This is a genomic window from Collimonas sp. OK307 (assembly GCF_900113705.1).
In the GTDB taxonomy this organism is placed as follows: domain Bacteria; phylum Pseudomonadota; class Gammaproteobacteria; order Burkholderiales; family Burkholderiaceae_D; genus Collimonas.
The window spans coordinates 136,505-150,580 of record NZ_FOQI01000012.1 but is presented as its reverse complement, the minus strand read 5'-3'; the positions used below and the strand labels follow the sequence as shown (position 1 = coordinate 150,580).

Annotated in this window: 12 protein-coding genes; 10 read left to right on the top strand and 2 right to left on the bottom strand. The window is 53.6% G+C overall.

The features are described from left to right. The first annotated feature begins 1 nt into the window (after nt 1). The 10 genes from BM205_RS16400 to BM205_RS16355 all read left to right on the top strand — a co-directional run bounded on the left by BM205_RS16400 (nt 2) and on the right by BM205_RS16355 (nt 11,819). Nucleotides 2-1,621, top strand: coding sequence for a glycosyltransferase (locus BM205_RS16400; RefSeq protein ID WP_092415945.1), 1,620 nt, complete (start codon nt 2-4; stop codon nt 1,619-1,621). Between the two features lie 30 nt (nt 1,622-1,651). Further along, entirely contained in the window at nt 1,652-3,184 is a 1,533-nt protein-coding gene (locus BM205_RS16395; RefSeq protein ID WP_139227292.1) for a DUF3835 domain-containing protein, read from the top strand. Continuing rightward, nucleotides 3,185-4,522 (top strand): glycoside hydrolase family 99 protein, encoded by a 1,338-nt coding sequence (locus BM205_RS16390; RefSeq protein WP_092415943.1) that lies wholly within the window; start codon nt 3,185-3,187, stop codon nt 4,520-4,522. A 64-nt stretch (nt 4,523-4,586) separates the two neighbouring features. Then, entirely contained in the window at nt 4,587-4,865 is a 279-nt protein-coding gene (locus BM205_RS16385) for a hypothetical protein (protein WP_092415942.1), read from the top strand. A 1-nt stretch (nt 4,866) separates the two neighbouring features. Beyond that, nucleotides 4,867-6,057: a polysaccharide biosynthesis/export family protein gene (locus BM205_RS16380; protein WP_092415941.1), complete on the top strand. Its 1,191-nt coding sequence runs from the start codon at nt 4,867-4,869 to the stop codon at nt 6,055-6,057. Between the two features lie 32 nt (nt 6,058-6,089). After that, nucleotides 6,090-7,256, top strand: coding sequence for a glycosyltransferase family 4 protein (locus BM205_RS16375; RefSeq protein ID WP_092415940.1), 1,167 nt, complete (start codon nt 6,090-6,092; stop codon nt 7,254-7,256). Then, nucleotides 7,240-8,286 (top strand): capsular polysaccharide export protein, LipB/KpsS family, encoded by a 1,047-nt coding sequence (locus tag BM205_RS16370; RefSeq protein ID WP_254783918.1) that lies wholly within the window; start codon nt 7,240-7,242, stop codon nt 8,284-8,286. Before BM205_RS16375 ends, BM205_RS16370 begins: the two co-directional genes overlap by 17 nt. Then, nucleotides 8,283-9,512 (top strand): capsule biosynthesis protein, encoded by a 1,230-nt coding sequence (locus BM205_RS16365; RefSeq protein WP_092415938.1) that lies wholly within the window; start codon nt 8,283-8,285, stop codon nt 9,510-9,512. Before BM205_RS16370 ends, BM205_RS16365 begins: the two co-directional genes overlap by 4 nt. After that, on the top strand, nt 9,509-10,285 hold the full coding sequence (locus tag BM205_RS16360) for an SDR family NAD(P)-dependent oxidoreductase (RefSeq protein ID WP_092415937.1): 777 nt from the start codon (nt 9,509-9,511) through the stop codon (nt 10,283-10,285). Before BM205_RS16365 ends, BM205_RS16360 begins: the two co-directional genes overlap by 4 nt. Further along, complete coding sequence (locus tag BM205_RS16355; protein WP_092415936.1) at nt 10,278-11,819, top strand: LTA synthase family protein; 1,542 nt, start codon at nt 10,278-10,280, stop codon at nt 11,817-11,819. The genes BM205_RS16360 and BM205_RS16355 overlap by 8 nt, the downstream gene beginning before the upstream one ends. On the opposite strand, the gene BM205_RS16350 is transcribed toward BM205_RS16355, so the two are convergent. Both BM205_RS16350 and BM205_RS16345 read right to left on the bottom strand, forming a co-directional pair. Continuing rightward, entirely contained in the window at nt 11,746-12,681 is a 936-nt protein-coding gene (locus tag BM205_RS16350; RefSeq protein ID WP_092415935.1) for a 2-oxo acid dehydrogenase subunit E2, read from the bottom strand. The genes BM205_RS16355 and BM205_RS16350 overlap by 74 nt on opposite strands. A gap of 44 nt (nt 12,682-12,725) precedes the next feature. Next, on the bottom strand, nt 12,726-14,075 hold the full coding sequence (locus tag BM205_RS16345; protein WP_092415934.1) for an aminotransferase class I/II-fold pyridoxal phosphate-dependent enzyme: 1,350 nt from the start codon (nt 14,073-14,075) through the stop codon (nt 12,726-12,728). Nucleotide 14,076 lies beyond the last annotated feature (1 nt).

Sequence of the window (14,076 nt, the reverse complement as noted above, 5' to 3'; positions counted from 1 at the left end):
AATGAAAAAAGCATTAGCTATTATTTGTTATAACCGGCCCGATTATTTTGAGTTGTTCTGGTTGTCAGTGACAAGCCAAGTGATCAATGATCGCCCTCTACATGAGACGTATGACATTTATCTCTTTCAAGACGGGCTCTGGGAGGGGGAACCTGTTATTAATAAGGATAACCACCAGAGAGTTACGCAGCTTGTTAGTCGCTTGCCTGAAAATGTAAAGATATTCCATCAAAAGGAAAATCTTGGTGTGGCGTTGCACTTTGATTTTATTGAAAAACACCTTTTTCAACAGGCAGGTTATGACTTTGTGGCCTTTTGCGAGGATGATCTCATTTTGGCACCAGGTTATATGTCAGTTATCGACATGATGGCTAACAAGTTTCATGATGACCCACGCGTCGGAATGGTTTCTGCGCACCCAGGTAATCCGACGGTGCCTCTGGAACAGCAAAAGAGCAATCGACATAAATATGCCGCGATGGACCATAACTGGGGATTTGGGCTCACTCGCTCATTCTGGGAAAAACGTCAGCCGTTAGTGGAATGTTATCTGGATTTGATTCGTAGTGTGCCCTATCGCAAGAGACCGGAAAAGGTCATTTTTGAGTGGTTGCGAGCTGCAGGATTTAATCCCGCTGCATCCAGCCAGGACTATATTAAGAGTTGCGCCACTTTCGCTCTTGGCGCTCTGAAACTGTCTACGTTTCCTAATTTTGGTCTTCCCATTGGTCGAACCGGTTTGCATTGCTCACCAGAATTATTTAAAAAAATGGGGTTTGATCGGACCGTTGTCTTCGACGAAGAGTTGGACATGGTCGGTGATTTGGATCAAGAGCAATTTCTATCCCTTTATAAAAAGGGTGAACACCATTTTTTGAAAAAAAAGGATCGGTCAGTATCGGGGCCAGAACGATTTAACTCCGATCAATGGAAAATTAAACTCAACTCGGGAGAGTTGCATCCTCGGCGTTTGATACCAGATTTTTTTTTGGCGTCGACTGCCGAGGCGAATGCTATCGATTGGAAATGGCAAGATATTCCTGTACGTCCACAGATGGAAAGTGAGAGCCTTGATCTCCTTCAGACTCGACTAAGGAATGCAGGACGTTATCTCGAATATGGCGGTGGGGGCAGTACAGTATTGGCGGCATCCTTGGGTGTAACAGAAATACATTCTGTAGGTTCAGATAAACGGTTTCTAGAGGCTATTCAGAAGCGGGTTATAGACAGCCAACCTGTCGCGAAGGTAATTACGCATTATGTCGATATCGGTCCGACGAAGGAATTGGGATTGCCTGTTGATGCGAGCTGTGCCGGGCAGTGGCCACGGTATTGTTCCGGGGCATGGGATACCTTGACTTCTCAAGGACTATCGCCGGATTTGATTTTTGTTAATGGACGCTTTCGTGTGGCATGTTTCCTTACGGCATTGCTGTTGGCAAAGCGGGGAACCATCATCTTGTTCAATGACTATGTGGATCGCCCGCATTATCACGTCGTTGAGAAATATATACTTCCCCATAAAACTGCTGGCAGGATCGCGGAGTTTATCGTCGAAAACCCTATTTCACCCCAGTTGGTTTTGACAGATTTGTTGGCCTTCTCAACCGAATTCGCATGATCGTGAAAATTACAAATGGGAGAGGGTGGAATGGCTGTTACAGATAAAAATAACTGGCGGGAAGAGTCGGTTCCAATACTGCAATTAATTGCAGCTAGATTGGTGAGTAATCCCGATTGGTCGCTTAATTTACTTGAGACAACTACGCATAGGCTTTTGCACAGTAGATTCAAATACTTGGTTGAGGGTGGAGCCGACATAATACAGCTCACCGAATTAGCTGAGAGCATTTCTCGCCGGCAGGTGGATGATATTGAGAGCTTTTCGAAATTAGCCCAGTTGTTGGCTAAGACGAATCATGAAGAAGCATCATTGAAGTGGATTGATCGGGCGATTGCACTCAAAGGCGACGAGGCAGAATTTTACCGACTTAGAGCAAGCCTTTTTGAAAGAACGGGTAAGTTACGGGAAGCGGAAGAAGCTATTCGATGCGCGATTACATTGGCGCCGAATGATTCTGCGCTGCAGGAAGATTGCGAGCGAATAGAGCAAAGATTGCTGGCGGCGCTGAAACAGGAGCGCAGTACGGCAGCAGAACCGAATCTGGCTTTGGCGGCTGCGGTAGCGATCGTGGATCGTTGCCCGGATGATCCTTATGAAATGGCACATCTGGCGCAGCTCATGGCCAAGGCTGATGCTCAAGAGATGTCATTGAATTGGATTGAGCAAGCAATTATCTTCAAAGATGATGAGGTCGAGTTTCATCGGCTGCGGGCCAGTCTTCTTGAACGGATGGGACGAATGAGGGCTGCCGAAGTATCTGTTCTACGTGCCATTGAATTGGCCCCCGATGATTCGGCGTTGCAGCAGGACAGCGATCGAATCAAGCATGGGCTAGTGACAATATTACGACAGGAACGGGACGCTCATATCGATCTGGATAGAGCTATAGAAATGACAAAAGAGATCGTGCTGCGGTCTCCAGATGATCATCAGGAAATGGCTTATCTGGCGCAATTGCTAGCCAAGGAGAATCACTGCGAAGCGTCATTGATTTGGATTGATCGTGCCATTGCACTTAATGGAGATGAGGCGGAATTTCATCGGTTGCGTGCAAATTTTCTGGAAAAGCTCGATCGGTTGATGGATGCTGAAACATCTATTAAATACGCGGTTGAGTTGGCGCCTAATGATCCTACGTTGCAACAGGATAAAGAAAGAATAGGAGCCGAGCTGCTGTCGGTGCTACGGGATGACCGCGATGCGGCTAAAGACTTGGTGCGTGCTATCGATGCCGCGAAGGAGGTCGTCCAGCGCTGCCCGGAGGATCCTCATGAATTGGCGCATCTGGCACAGTTATTGGCCAAAACCGATCAGCGAGATGCATCGTTGAAATGGGTTGATCGAGCAATTTCTCTTCGGGAGGATGATCCCGAACTATATCGATTACGAGGAAGTCTTCTCGAACAAAAAACGAGGTTTCGGGACGCTTATAGTGCGGCAAGAACGGCGTGGAAGCTTAATTTAACTGATCCTTTGTTACTTAAAGATCTTAGACGGATACGTAAAAAATATCTTATCTCTATGTTGTGGCCGAAAACCTCTAGCCAGGGAGATGTTTAAATGAACGATCAAAAAAATACAAAAACGGGAATTCGCTTATTTCGTCGCTTAATGCGCCGGTCCTTTTTTTTAATGTTGTTCTGGAATATATTTTCTTCGCAAATGGCCTGTGCCGCAGACCATAAAATTGGTCTTTCTGGAAAAGTGATCATGGGCTACCAGGGCTGGTTCGGTTGCCCGGGTGACTTTGAAAAAAACAACAGTTGGCAGCACTGGTTTCTAGGGAGCGCTCAGTCGAATCATTTCACTGTTGACCTTCTGCCTTCTGTGCGCGGGATCAAGGCGGAAGATCTATGCGATACAGGCCTTCGTAGGCCGGACAATAGTCCCATTCAACTTTTTTCATCACAGAATGCTTCTGTGGTGGCGACGCATTTCCGGTGGATGCAGGAACATGGTATTGACGGTGTCGCAGTACAGCGCTTCTTGACAGATCTCGCTACCCCAGAAAAGAAACGTCGTAACGACAATGTCGTGAAGAATGTACAGAAAGCTGCAGAGGCTAATGGCCGGGTTTTCTATGTGACGTATGACATTACAGGCGCTAATCCTAAAACGGTAACGGATGATGTTCGTAACGACTGGCATCATCTGGTCGACGTATTAAAAATCACTGAAAGCCCTAGCTACTTGCTGGATCGTCGTAAGCCTGTGCTTCAGTTGTGGGGATTCGGTTTCGACAACCGTCCTGGCGAGGCAGATGAGGTTGCTGTTCTGATTGGTGACCTGAAGAGTGGACGGGGCGACCTTCAGGCCGTGACGTTAATCGGCGGAGTGCCAACCTTCTGGCGCACCCTTTCGGGCGATTCCAAGAAAGATCCAACCTGGGCAGACGTGTATCGGAGTTATGACGTCATCAGTCCATGGTCGGTTGGGCGGTTTTCAAACGACGAAGAAGCTGATGCATTCGTGAAACGTAATGTCGTCCCAGATATTGCAGAGACGAGACGCTTGGGCGTTGGGTACATGCCGGTAATTTTTGCAGGATTTTCCCGGTATAACCTGACGGTAAATTATAAGAGGAAAGAGCCGACGGTTCTTAACAAAACGCCGCGCAATTGCGGTAAGTTTTTGTGGCATCAGGTCTCCGACCTGCTCGACCTCCACGTCGATATGCTCTACGCCGCTATGTTCGATGAGGTTGATGAAGGGACCGCCTTATTTCCGGCCGAAACGCGGCAGGACAAGCTGCCCGTCGGCGCAAGCATGGTTTTTCTGAATCAGGACGGTTGTTCTTTGCCGGATGACTGGTATTTGCGTGTTACCGGCAAAGCAGCAGAGTATTTGCGACTACATCAGCCGCCACCGAAAAATCTGGACGCAGTTCTCAAGCCTTGATTTGCATTTTCAATTTCAATTTCAATTTCAACCTCAACCTTAACCTCAATTAATACAAAAACTCATGGACATATTTTTCCGCGTTTCAAAATCTATTTTACTGTCGTTGATCATGTTTTTCTCTTTAAGATATATGGGGATTTCATACGCAACGTCCATCGTAATCAGCCTAATTCCACTGGTGCTGGGTTCTATCGGCGTCTTAACATCGTTTGCTTATATGCTTAGCGGCCTCGTCTTTATTGCTGCTTGCGCATCTTCCTTGCTGCCAGAGTTTCATATCGACACCAAGGACATAGTGGAATTTGCAAAATCCGATGTCGTTGTCAAAAAAAATAAATAATATGAAATTACTGCAAAACGGCTGCCGCCAATTTATTACTTGTTGTGCGGCTACCGCTATAACAATTACATTAACCGGCTGTGCCAACTCGCCAAGTTGGCTGCCATCTTCAGGCCCGAACTATGCGCAAGTGCAGGAAGTCGCAAAGGCTCAACCTGGGGCCGGCATCCAGATAATAGATGTCAATGACACGGTGGCACGCAAGCTGCTCGCCAACCAGAAGCAAAGTCTGTTTTCTGAAAAATTTAACGTACCTGCGCAGGCGGGCTATGTTATCGGAGCCGGTGACGTGATTGAAGTGTCGATCTGGGAGGCGCCGCCTGCTGCGCTGTTTGGTGGAGGTGCAATTGACGCTCGTTCGGGACCGGCTACTACACGCGTTACTACGTTCCCCGAGCAGATGGTAAGCAGTGAAGGGACGATCAATATTCCCTTTGCGGGACAAATAGCCGCTAACGGACTCAGTCCGCAAAAAATTGAAGCGGAGATTGTGCGCCGCCTGAAAGGCAAAGCGAATCAGCCGCAGGTGCTGGTGCGGGTGATCCATAACAACACTGCGAACGTGACCGTGGTAGGTGAGGTGACTGCCAGTACACGTATGCCGCTGACCGCACGTGGCGAGCGGTTGCTGGATGCCTTGGCTGCGGCAGGTGGAGTACGGCAGCCGGTCAACAAGATGACGTTGCAGCTCACGCGTGGCGAGCAGGTTCAGGCATTGCCGCTGGATACCATCATTCGGGACCCGAAACAAAATATCGTGCTGCAGCCGGGTGACGTGGTTACGTCGTTATTTCAGCCGCTCAGTTTTACTGTGTTGGGGGCGACCGGCAAGAATGACGAGATGAATTTCGAGGCCCAGGGTATTTCGCTCGCCCAGGCATTGGCTCGCGCCGGTGGGTTGCAGGATGCCCGTGCCGATGCACAAGGCGTATTCATTTTCCGCTTCGAGTCACCTGCGGCACTTGATCTGGGCGGGAAGACACCGGCTATGACACCCGAAGGAAAAATACCGGTGATTTATCGGGTGGACCTGAAGGACCCGGCGACTTTCTTTGTCGCGCAGAGTTTCCCGATTCAAAACAAGGATGTCTTGTATGTATCCAATGCGCCTGCGGCCGAATTGCAGAAATTTCTTAATATCGTAGTTTCTACTGTTTATCCAATTGCCAATGTCATCAACATGACCAAATAAGCCGGCCCGTTCTACTCTTTTCGGGATTTCCCATGCGTGAGTCGTTGATTGACATCACCCGTCTGCTGGACCGGACCATGCAGGGGCGCCTGCCTACTGGGGTCGACCGGGTCAGTCTGGAATATGTGCGCCACTTCGGTGGCCGCGCAACGGCTTTGCTGCGCTTTGCCGGACAGTGGATAGAGCTGTCCCAGAGGGATTCCGAACGGGTCTTCGAGGCGCTGCTATCGCCATCGGAAAATTTCAATCAACTGATCCGATGGACAGTTGCAAGAGCTCTTCCGATGAGTATCGGACAGCGCTTTTCCGCACCTCGGTTTCTGTTCAATACCGGGCATAGCGGCCTGGAGCAGACACACTATGTCGATCGCCTGCAGCGCACCGGATTGAAACCGCTTTATTTTCTTCATGACCTTATTCCAATCACGCACCCTGAGTATTGCCGGCCCGGAGAGGCAGGGCGGCACAGGGTTCGCATGGATACGATGCTTGGAACGGGGCACGGAGTGATTGCCAATTCTGCTGCAACGCTCGACGAATTTGCGGCCTATGCCAAGACCAGCGGCGCGTCCATGCCGGCAACAGCGGTGGCATTGCTCGCGCCAGCGCAATTACCTCTGCCTGCAGTGCGTAAACCCTTGAGCGCACCTTATTTCGTTGTACTGGGCACGATTGAATCTCGCAAGAACCACTGGCTGTTGCTGCAGCTATGGAGGCAGATTGTCGAGCGCATGGGGGTGGCCGCGCCGCGCCTGGTGATCATTGGCCAACGCGGATGGGAATGCGAAAACGTCGTGGATATGCTGGAGCGCTGCGAAACATTGAAAGGTTTTGTCATTGAACAGCCAGCATGCTCAGATGCCGAATTGTCTTCCTGGTTGCATCACGCGCAGGCTCTGTTATTCCCTTCGTTTGCGGAAGGCTACGGCATGCCATTGGTGGAGGCGCTCGCGCTCGGAGTGCCTGTGATCGCCAGCGATCTGCCGGCGTTTCGGGAGATCGCCGGGGATATACCAGAGTATGTCGATCCGCTGGATGGAAAACGCTGGGGCCAATTGGTTGCTGAATATGCGCAGGCAGAAAGCCCGATGCGACTGCAGCAACGCCAAAGGATGGCCGGCTTTGAAGCGCCTACCTGGGGCGCCCATTTCGAACAGGTTGAGGCATTGATGGAGCGCTTGCGTGTTACCGGGCGCTAGTTTGTCGGCAGCTTCGGTGATTTACGCACTGGATTTTTCCGCCTGGAAGAAACCGGTGGTGCGCCAGTGCTTTCCGGCTGCGCGGGTGGTGTTTATCACTAGTGCGGCAGATACGCCGGCGGGTGCGGTGTTGGCGGTCTGGGGCATGAAACCGGTAGTTGGCGAGTTGGCTGCGGGCGTGACGGTTTTACGCCTGGAGGATGGTTTTTTGCGATCGGTCGGCCTGGGCGCGGATTTAATCCGGCCCCTGTCATGGGTAGTGGATGGCCGCGGCATTTATTACGACGCAACCAAGCCTTCCGATCTTGAGCATTTGTTGGCCGGCATGACGTTCGAGCCGGCCCTGGTACAGCGCGCAGCCAGCTTGCGGCAACGTATCGTGGCCGAGCGGCTTACCAAGTACAACGTTGGGGCCGATGTCTGGCAGCGGCCGGCCAGCGTTGGAAAAGTCATCCTGGTACCTGGCCAGGTCGAGAGCGATGCATCTCTGGCCTACGGCGCGCCGGAGATTCGTTCGAATCTCGCGTTATTGCAAGCTGTTCGCCAGGCCAATCCGCAGGCGTATGTCGTGTACAAGCCGCACCCGGATGTCATGGCCGGATTGAGGGCCAAGGGAGCAGGAGAGGATCAGGCGTTGCATTGGTGCGACGCCGTCGTGACAGATGCCGCCATGGGGGATTTGCTCATGGCCGTGGACGAGGTCCATGTGCTGACTTCATTGGCAGGATTCGAAGCTTTGTTGCGTGGCAAACCGGTCACCTGCTACGGCCAGCCTTTCTATTCAGGCTGGGGACTGACGCAGGATGTGGTTCCAAGCCTTCGCAGAGCCAGGCGGTTGTCGCTTGATGAATTGGTGGCGGGAGTGCTGATTGAGTACCCGATGTATCTGAGCCTGGTGAACGATGGATTGATAACCCCGGAGCAGGCGCTGGATGAGCTGGTAGCCTGGCGCGCCAGAAGCGGTGCGACTGTGCCTTTGTGGCGGAAATTTTTCAGAATGGTATTGCGGCATATTGTGGGGGTGCGATGAGTCGAGCTCGTTCTTTTTTGTTTCTGCAAGGGGTTTGTTCTCCTTTCTTCGTTCGCTTGGCAGATCGCCTCAAAGCCGATGGTCACCGGGTTTTCAAGATTAACTTCAATGCGGGCGATTTGGCGTATTGGGGCGGTCGCTCAGCCTGGAACTATCGGGGAAGAGTTTCCGATCTGCAGGGCTTTCTGGATGACAAATACCGTAAATTCGGCATCACCGACCAGATTCTGTTTGGCGATCGTCGGGCGGTTCACCGTCCTGCCGTGACGCAGGGTGAAAGTTGCGGGATCCGGACCCATGTTTTTGAAGAGGGTTATTTCCGCCCTTACTGGGTGACGCTGGAGCGGGGAGGAGTCAACAAGCACTCGTCGTTGCCGCGCGATCCGGACTGGTTCCGGGAGGTTGGTGCGCATTTGCCAGAGTATGGTGATGGACAGGCGTTCAAGTCGTCTTTCAAGATCCGCGCCGCGCATGACGTTGCTTATCACATTGCAGGATTCTGGAATCCGTTGGTCTTCCCGCGCTATCGTACCCATGCGCCGGTGAACGCCGCCATTGAATACGCCGGCTACGCTACCCGGCTGCCCATGCTGCGTTTTCACAAGCCGCGGAATAACGCGTTGGTGAGCGAACTGGTTCGGACCGCCGCGCCGTTTTTTCTTTTGCCTCTTCAACTGGGAAACGATGCACAGATTCGCGATCATTCGCGCTTCGATGGCATGGCCGGGGTGATGGAGTTTGTCATGGAATCGTTCGCGCGGCATGCGCCTGCAGGGACCCGGCTGGTGATCAAAAATCACCCGCTCGATATGGGACTTGTGAATTATCCGGCGATGATCCGTGGCTTTTTGAAACGCTTTGATTTACAGGGTCGTGTGGACTATATGGAAACCGGGGATTTGGATGTCTTGCTGCGTAACGCGCGTGGAACAGTGACTGTCAACAGTACGGTGGGGGCGCTTTCGTTAGGTTTGAACTGCCCGACCATTACGCTCAGCGACTCGATCTACAACCTGCCGGGGCTCACCTTCCAGGGAGCGCTGGATGATTTCTGGTGCGAGCGTCCGTTGCCGGATGCGGAGTTGTTTCGGCGCTTTCGTAACACGGTGATTCATACCACGCAGGTCAATGGCGGTTTTTATTGTCGCAACGGGATCGCCCTCGCGGTGGAAAACAGTAGCCGCATGCTGGAGCCGAAGACTTCGCCGTTGGAGGCGTTGCTATGACGCGGCCTGCTGTTCCAAAAACTGTATTGATCACCGGTGCAACCGGCGGTATCGGCGGCGCGCTGGCTGAAGTTTATGCTGAAGCCGGGAATACCCTGATTCTTCAGGGGCGCAATGTCGCCCGCCTGGCGGAGTTGGCGGCGCTATGCGAAGCGCGCGGCGCACGGGTGCTTACCCGCGAGCTGGATGTGCGCAACCGGGATGAGTTGTCGGCGTGGGTGCACGAGATAAGCCAACAGGAACAAGTGGATCTGGTGATCGTGAATGCGGGTGTGAATATCAACATCGGCCCGGACGGCGCCGGTGAACGTTGGGAAGACGTGCAGGCATTGATCGAGGTTAATGTGCTGGCGGCGATGGCGACGGTGAATGGCGCGTTGCCATCGATGCGCGCCCGCGGCCAAGGGCAGATTGCGCTGATCAGTTCGCTTGCCGCCTATTTTGGATTGGCGGCCACTCCTAGCTATAGCGCCAGCAAAGCGGCAATCAAGGCATACGGCGAAGGTTTGCGGGGCTGGCTGGGGCCGGAGGGGATACATGTTAACGTGATAATGCCCGGTTATGTGGATTCCCAGATGTGCCGGGACATGCCAGGACCCAAGCCATTTTTGTGGCCGGCGGATAAGGCTGCACGGGTTATCAAGAGCGGTCTCGCACGCAATCAATCACGTATCAGCTTTCCATTTCCGCTGAATTTCGGCACCTGGGGGTTATCCGTGCTACGTCCGGCAATTTCGCAACGGATATTGCGGCTGGTCGGATACCATGGTTAAGTCGTTCTGGGAAGCGGTCGCGCTGCCTGTATTCGTAGGGGTAAGTCTGTCTTTCCTGGTTGAGCAATTGTTGCAGCCAAGGCCACCTCCTTTCTGGAAGCGGCCATCGGCTACGTTTGCGATCCATGCCGGTCTGTGGCTGTTGCTGTTCGCATTCGAGCTTTCCGTGTTTCGCCGGCCCTGGTTTGCGACAACGATCGTGCTCGCCTTCATATTTTTTGTCGTGATGGTTGGCAACGCCAAGTTTCACTCCATGCGCGAACCTTTCCTTTTCCAGGACTTCGAGTATTTCACCGATGCGTTGAAACACCCGCGCCTGTATATTCCCTTTCTCGGATGGTGGCGGGCGTTGATGGCGCTGGCGGCATTTGGCCTGGCGCTGTATGCGGGCATGAAATTGGAAGTCCCTTTATTGGGTCCGGTTCCAATGGTCGATTTCCTCGGTGGTGCATCTACGCTGGTGGCGGTTGGGATCGCATTATTGTGGCTTGGGGGACGCAAGAAACTAGCGGTAACCTTCGAACCGGAAACGGATTTGCAGCAGCTGGGATTGCTGGCCAGTCTGTGGCGGTATGGAGAAGAGGAGCGTGCGCGCGCTAACGTTCCTTCGGCCTACGATTTCGCAGTGCCTGCGCAAGCCGCCGGCAGCGCGTTGCCGAACCTGGTAGTGGTTCAGAGCGAGTCGTTTTTCGATGCACGGCGTTTGTTCTCGGGCGTCCGGCCGGAGGTGTTGCGAGAGTTCGATGCGATCAAGGCTGCTTCGGCTTGCCAGGGACAGCTGGAGGTGGCTGCCTGGGGGGCGAATACTGTGCGTACCGAGTATGCCTTTCTTTCCGGGCTGGAGCCCGCATCGCTCGGTGTACATCGCTTCAACCCCTATCGTAAGCTTGCGCGGTTGGGTGTGCCGACATTGGCCGGCTATCTGAAACGCCTCGGTTACCGGACCGTGTGCGTGCATCCGTATAACGCGAGTTTCTACGCCCGCGACAAAGTGTATCCGCTGATGGGATTTGATGAATTTCTCGATATCCGCAGTTTTGACGGTATCGAAAAAACCGGCCCTTATGTTGGCGATGTGGTCCTGGCAGAGAAAGTTTGTTCCTTGCTGGGCCATACCTCAGCTCAGCCGATCTTCGTGTTCGTCATTTCAATGGAAAACCATGGGCCGCTGCATTTGGAAAAAGTGCAGGGGGACGACATGGAGCGCCTGTATTCGAATCCGCCACCTGATGGTTGCGACGACTTGACGATTTATTTGCGGCATCTGGGGAATGCGGATCGCATGGCAGGGATGCTGCGCGATCGGCTCAGCAGTTTGCCGGGTTCCAACTGGCTGTGCTGGTTCGGCGACCATGTACCGATCATGCCTAAGGTATATGGTGCGATGGGTGCGCCAGACGGCAAAACCGACTACCTGATCTGGGGCACCGTTGGCAACGACGACAGCGCTGATAAGGGAACTACGCGGGAACTGAAAGTGGAGAATCTGAGTCGGCTTCTGCTGCAGAAAATGGGGCTGTGCTCGGTGCCTTGATTGACGGCTGAGGACAATCCAGAGCATAACCTTCTGCAAGCATTATTTTGAAGCGGTCGGCAAAGCGCATGAGCGGGGCGCCGTCGATGATGTCGTGATCGGCGCCGAGATTCAAATGGATAATGTCTCGTTCAACAGGAACACCGTTTTCCAGTACCAGTTTTTTGCCGATGGATCCGATGGACAAAGTCAGGGTCATTGGCGTGATGGGAATAACCACCGCTGAGCCGCTGGTGTGCATGCCCATCGACGTTACTCCTACCGTGCCGACCAGATCCTTGAACATGGCCGGATCGCGCCGGATGAAGAACCAGACGATTTTGCGTAAGACGGCAGGCATTTCGAAGAACCGCTTCTCCAGCGCCGACATCGGGCCTTGTTCGCCTAGCGGTGCAACCTTGGCTGCCTGGAGTTCCTTGTGAATCTCACCAGAGGTTTTATTGTTTGCCGAGCGTACGATATGGGTAACCGGAAGCAGGGCGACCGGAAGCGCTCCCTCTTCAATCTCGCGTTCCACCATGACGGACAGGTCGACGTCCTCGAATAGGATAAGTTTGGATTTCCCATGCCGATAGCCGTGCATCGGCTTGTTTTCGGCAACGGCGCAGGCGAGGGATTTGGCAAGGTAGGTGGTCAGCGAAATGCGTTCGGACGTCGCCGCACTGTGCCGGGCAAGATTATCCCGGACCGGCGCGAGTTCAACTTCAAATAGCAGGTTGATGATGTTCTTGCGGCGTCCCTCCGCCATGACATCAAGAATGAAATTGCGGAGTTTCGGATAAGCCTGATGCGTGCTTGCAGGCGCCGGCTGCCGGACGAGCTGTATCAGTTGCGACAGGGTCGATGAAAAGCTATTTGCCATGTTCAGTCTCAATCTCGGTTTCTGTCTATTCGCTCAGCTGCTGCTTACAATCGTTCGATTTCTTCGGCGAGGGCTTGAACCGTTTGCCGGATCTGCGCTTCAGTATGCTGGCATGAGACGAAGAAACGCAGCCGCGCAGATTTTTCCGGTACGGCAGGGTAGAGAATCGGCTGGACATTGATGCCGCGTGCAAACAACGCTGCAGACAAGCGCGCCGCTCTGATCGAACTACCGACAATCGCCGGAATGACGGCCAGGCCGGTGCTGGTGCCGGTATCGATGCCGGCCAGCTTGGCTTGCTCCAGGAAGAACCGGCCACGCTCTTGCAGGGTAGCTACACGCTCCGGTTCGCGTTGCATGATGTTCAGAGCGCTCAGCGAAGCTGCCGCGAGTGGCGGCGACATGCCCACGCTGTACAGGAATCCCGGCGCCAGAAACTTGAGGTGTTCCACCAATGCCGTCTCGCCGGCGACGTAACCGCCGCAGCCCGCCAACGACTTGCTCAAGGTGCCCATCCAGATATCAACGTCGCTCCCTTCAAGTCCGAAGTGCTCGCGGATACCTCTGCCAGTGCTGCCCATCACGCCGAAAGAGTGGGCTTCGTCCACCATCAGGAACACCTTGTGCCTGCGCTTGATGTCGACAAAGCGGGGCAGGTCCGGATAGTCGCCATCCATGCTGTAGATGCCTTCCAGCACGATCAGCACCCGTTCAAAATGGTGCCGCTGGTCGGCCAGGATGGCATCCAGCGCGGCCCAGTCGTTGTGGGCGAAGGGGAGACGTTTTGCGCCTGAAAGCGTGATACCTTGCACGACGCTGTTGTGTATCAGTTCATCGTGCAGGATGAGATCCTTCGGGCCGAACAAATGGCCGATGGTCGTAACGTTGGTGGCGTGTCCGCTGACGATGACAATAGCGTCATCGACACCGTAGGACTTGGCGATTTCCTGTTCCAGTTCGCGATGAATCGGCCGCTCGCCGGACACCAGCCGGCTGGCGGAAACTGAGGTGCCGTAATCGTCTATGGCGGTTTTCGCGGCGTCTGAAACTTCAGGATGGCCAGACAGATCGAGGTAGTTGTAACTGGCGTAGTTGATGTATTCCTGGCCGCCGATCCGGGTGGTCGCTCCGGCAATTCTTTCATGCAGTTTGAAGAAAGGATTGCCAACCCCCAAGCGAGCCGCGCCATCATTGATGATGCGAATTTGCTGGTAGCCGGGATGCAGGTTGAAGCGGTAGTGCTGCTCCGGCACACTGGCTGCACCTGCAGGGGCATGTACGGGGGGCGTTGCGGCGGGTCCTTGTTCAGCCTGCCGCAGTCGCCGCTCGAGCGCCTGCTGGATGAGTTTGTCCTTGAACTGGGAGGTAAGGCCAGGGAGTCCTTTACGTATCATG

Excerpts from the sequence above, each read along its gene's own strand:
- BM205_RS16345 (WP_092415934.1), bottom strand. The coding sequence starts at position 14,075 with ATGATACGTAAAGGACTCCCTGGCCTTACCTCCCAGTTCAAGGACAAA.
- BM205_RS16385 (WP_092415942.1), top strand. The coding sequence starts at position 4,587 with ATGGACATATTTTTCCGCGTTTCAAAATCTATTTTACTGTCGTTGATC.
- BM205_RS16395 (WP_139227292.1), top strand. The coding sequence starts at position 1,652 with ATGGCTGTTACAGATAAAAATAACTGGCGGGAAGAGTCGGTTCCAATA.
- BM205_RS16390 (WP_092415943.1), top strand. The coding sequence starts at position 3,185 with ATGAACGATCAAAAAAATACAAAAACGGGAATTCGCTTATTTCGTCGC.
- BM205_RS16400 (WP_092415945.1), top strand. The coding sequence starts at position 2 with ATGAAAAAAGCATTAGCTATTATTTGTTATAACCGGCCCGATTATTTT.
- BM205_RS16360 (WP_092415937.1), top strand. The coding sequence starts at position 9,509 with ATGACGCGGCCTGCTGTTCCAAAAACTGTATTGATCACCGGTGCAACC.
- BM205_RS16365 (WP_092415938.1), top strand. The coding sequence starts at position 8,283 with ATGAGTCGAGCTCGTTCTTTTTTGTTTCTGCAAGGGGTTTGTTCTCCT.
- BM205_RS16355 (WP_092415936.1), top strand. The coding sequence starts at position 10,278 with ATGGTTAAGTCGTTCTGGGAAGCGGTCGCGCTGCCTGTATTCGTAGGG.
- BM205_RS16375 (WP_092415940.1), top strand. The coding sequence starts at position 6,090 with ATGCGTGAGTCGTTGATTGACATCACCCGTCTGCTGGACCGGACCATG.
- BM205_RS16350 (WP_092415935.1), bottom strand. The coding sequence starts at position 12,681 with ATGGCAAATAGCTTTTCATCGACCCTGTCGCAACTGATACAGCTCGTC.
- BM205_RS16380 (WP_092415941.1), top strand. The coding sequence starts at position 4,867 with ATGAAATTACTGCAAAACGGCTGCCGCCAATTTATTACTTGTTGTGCG.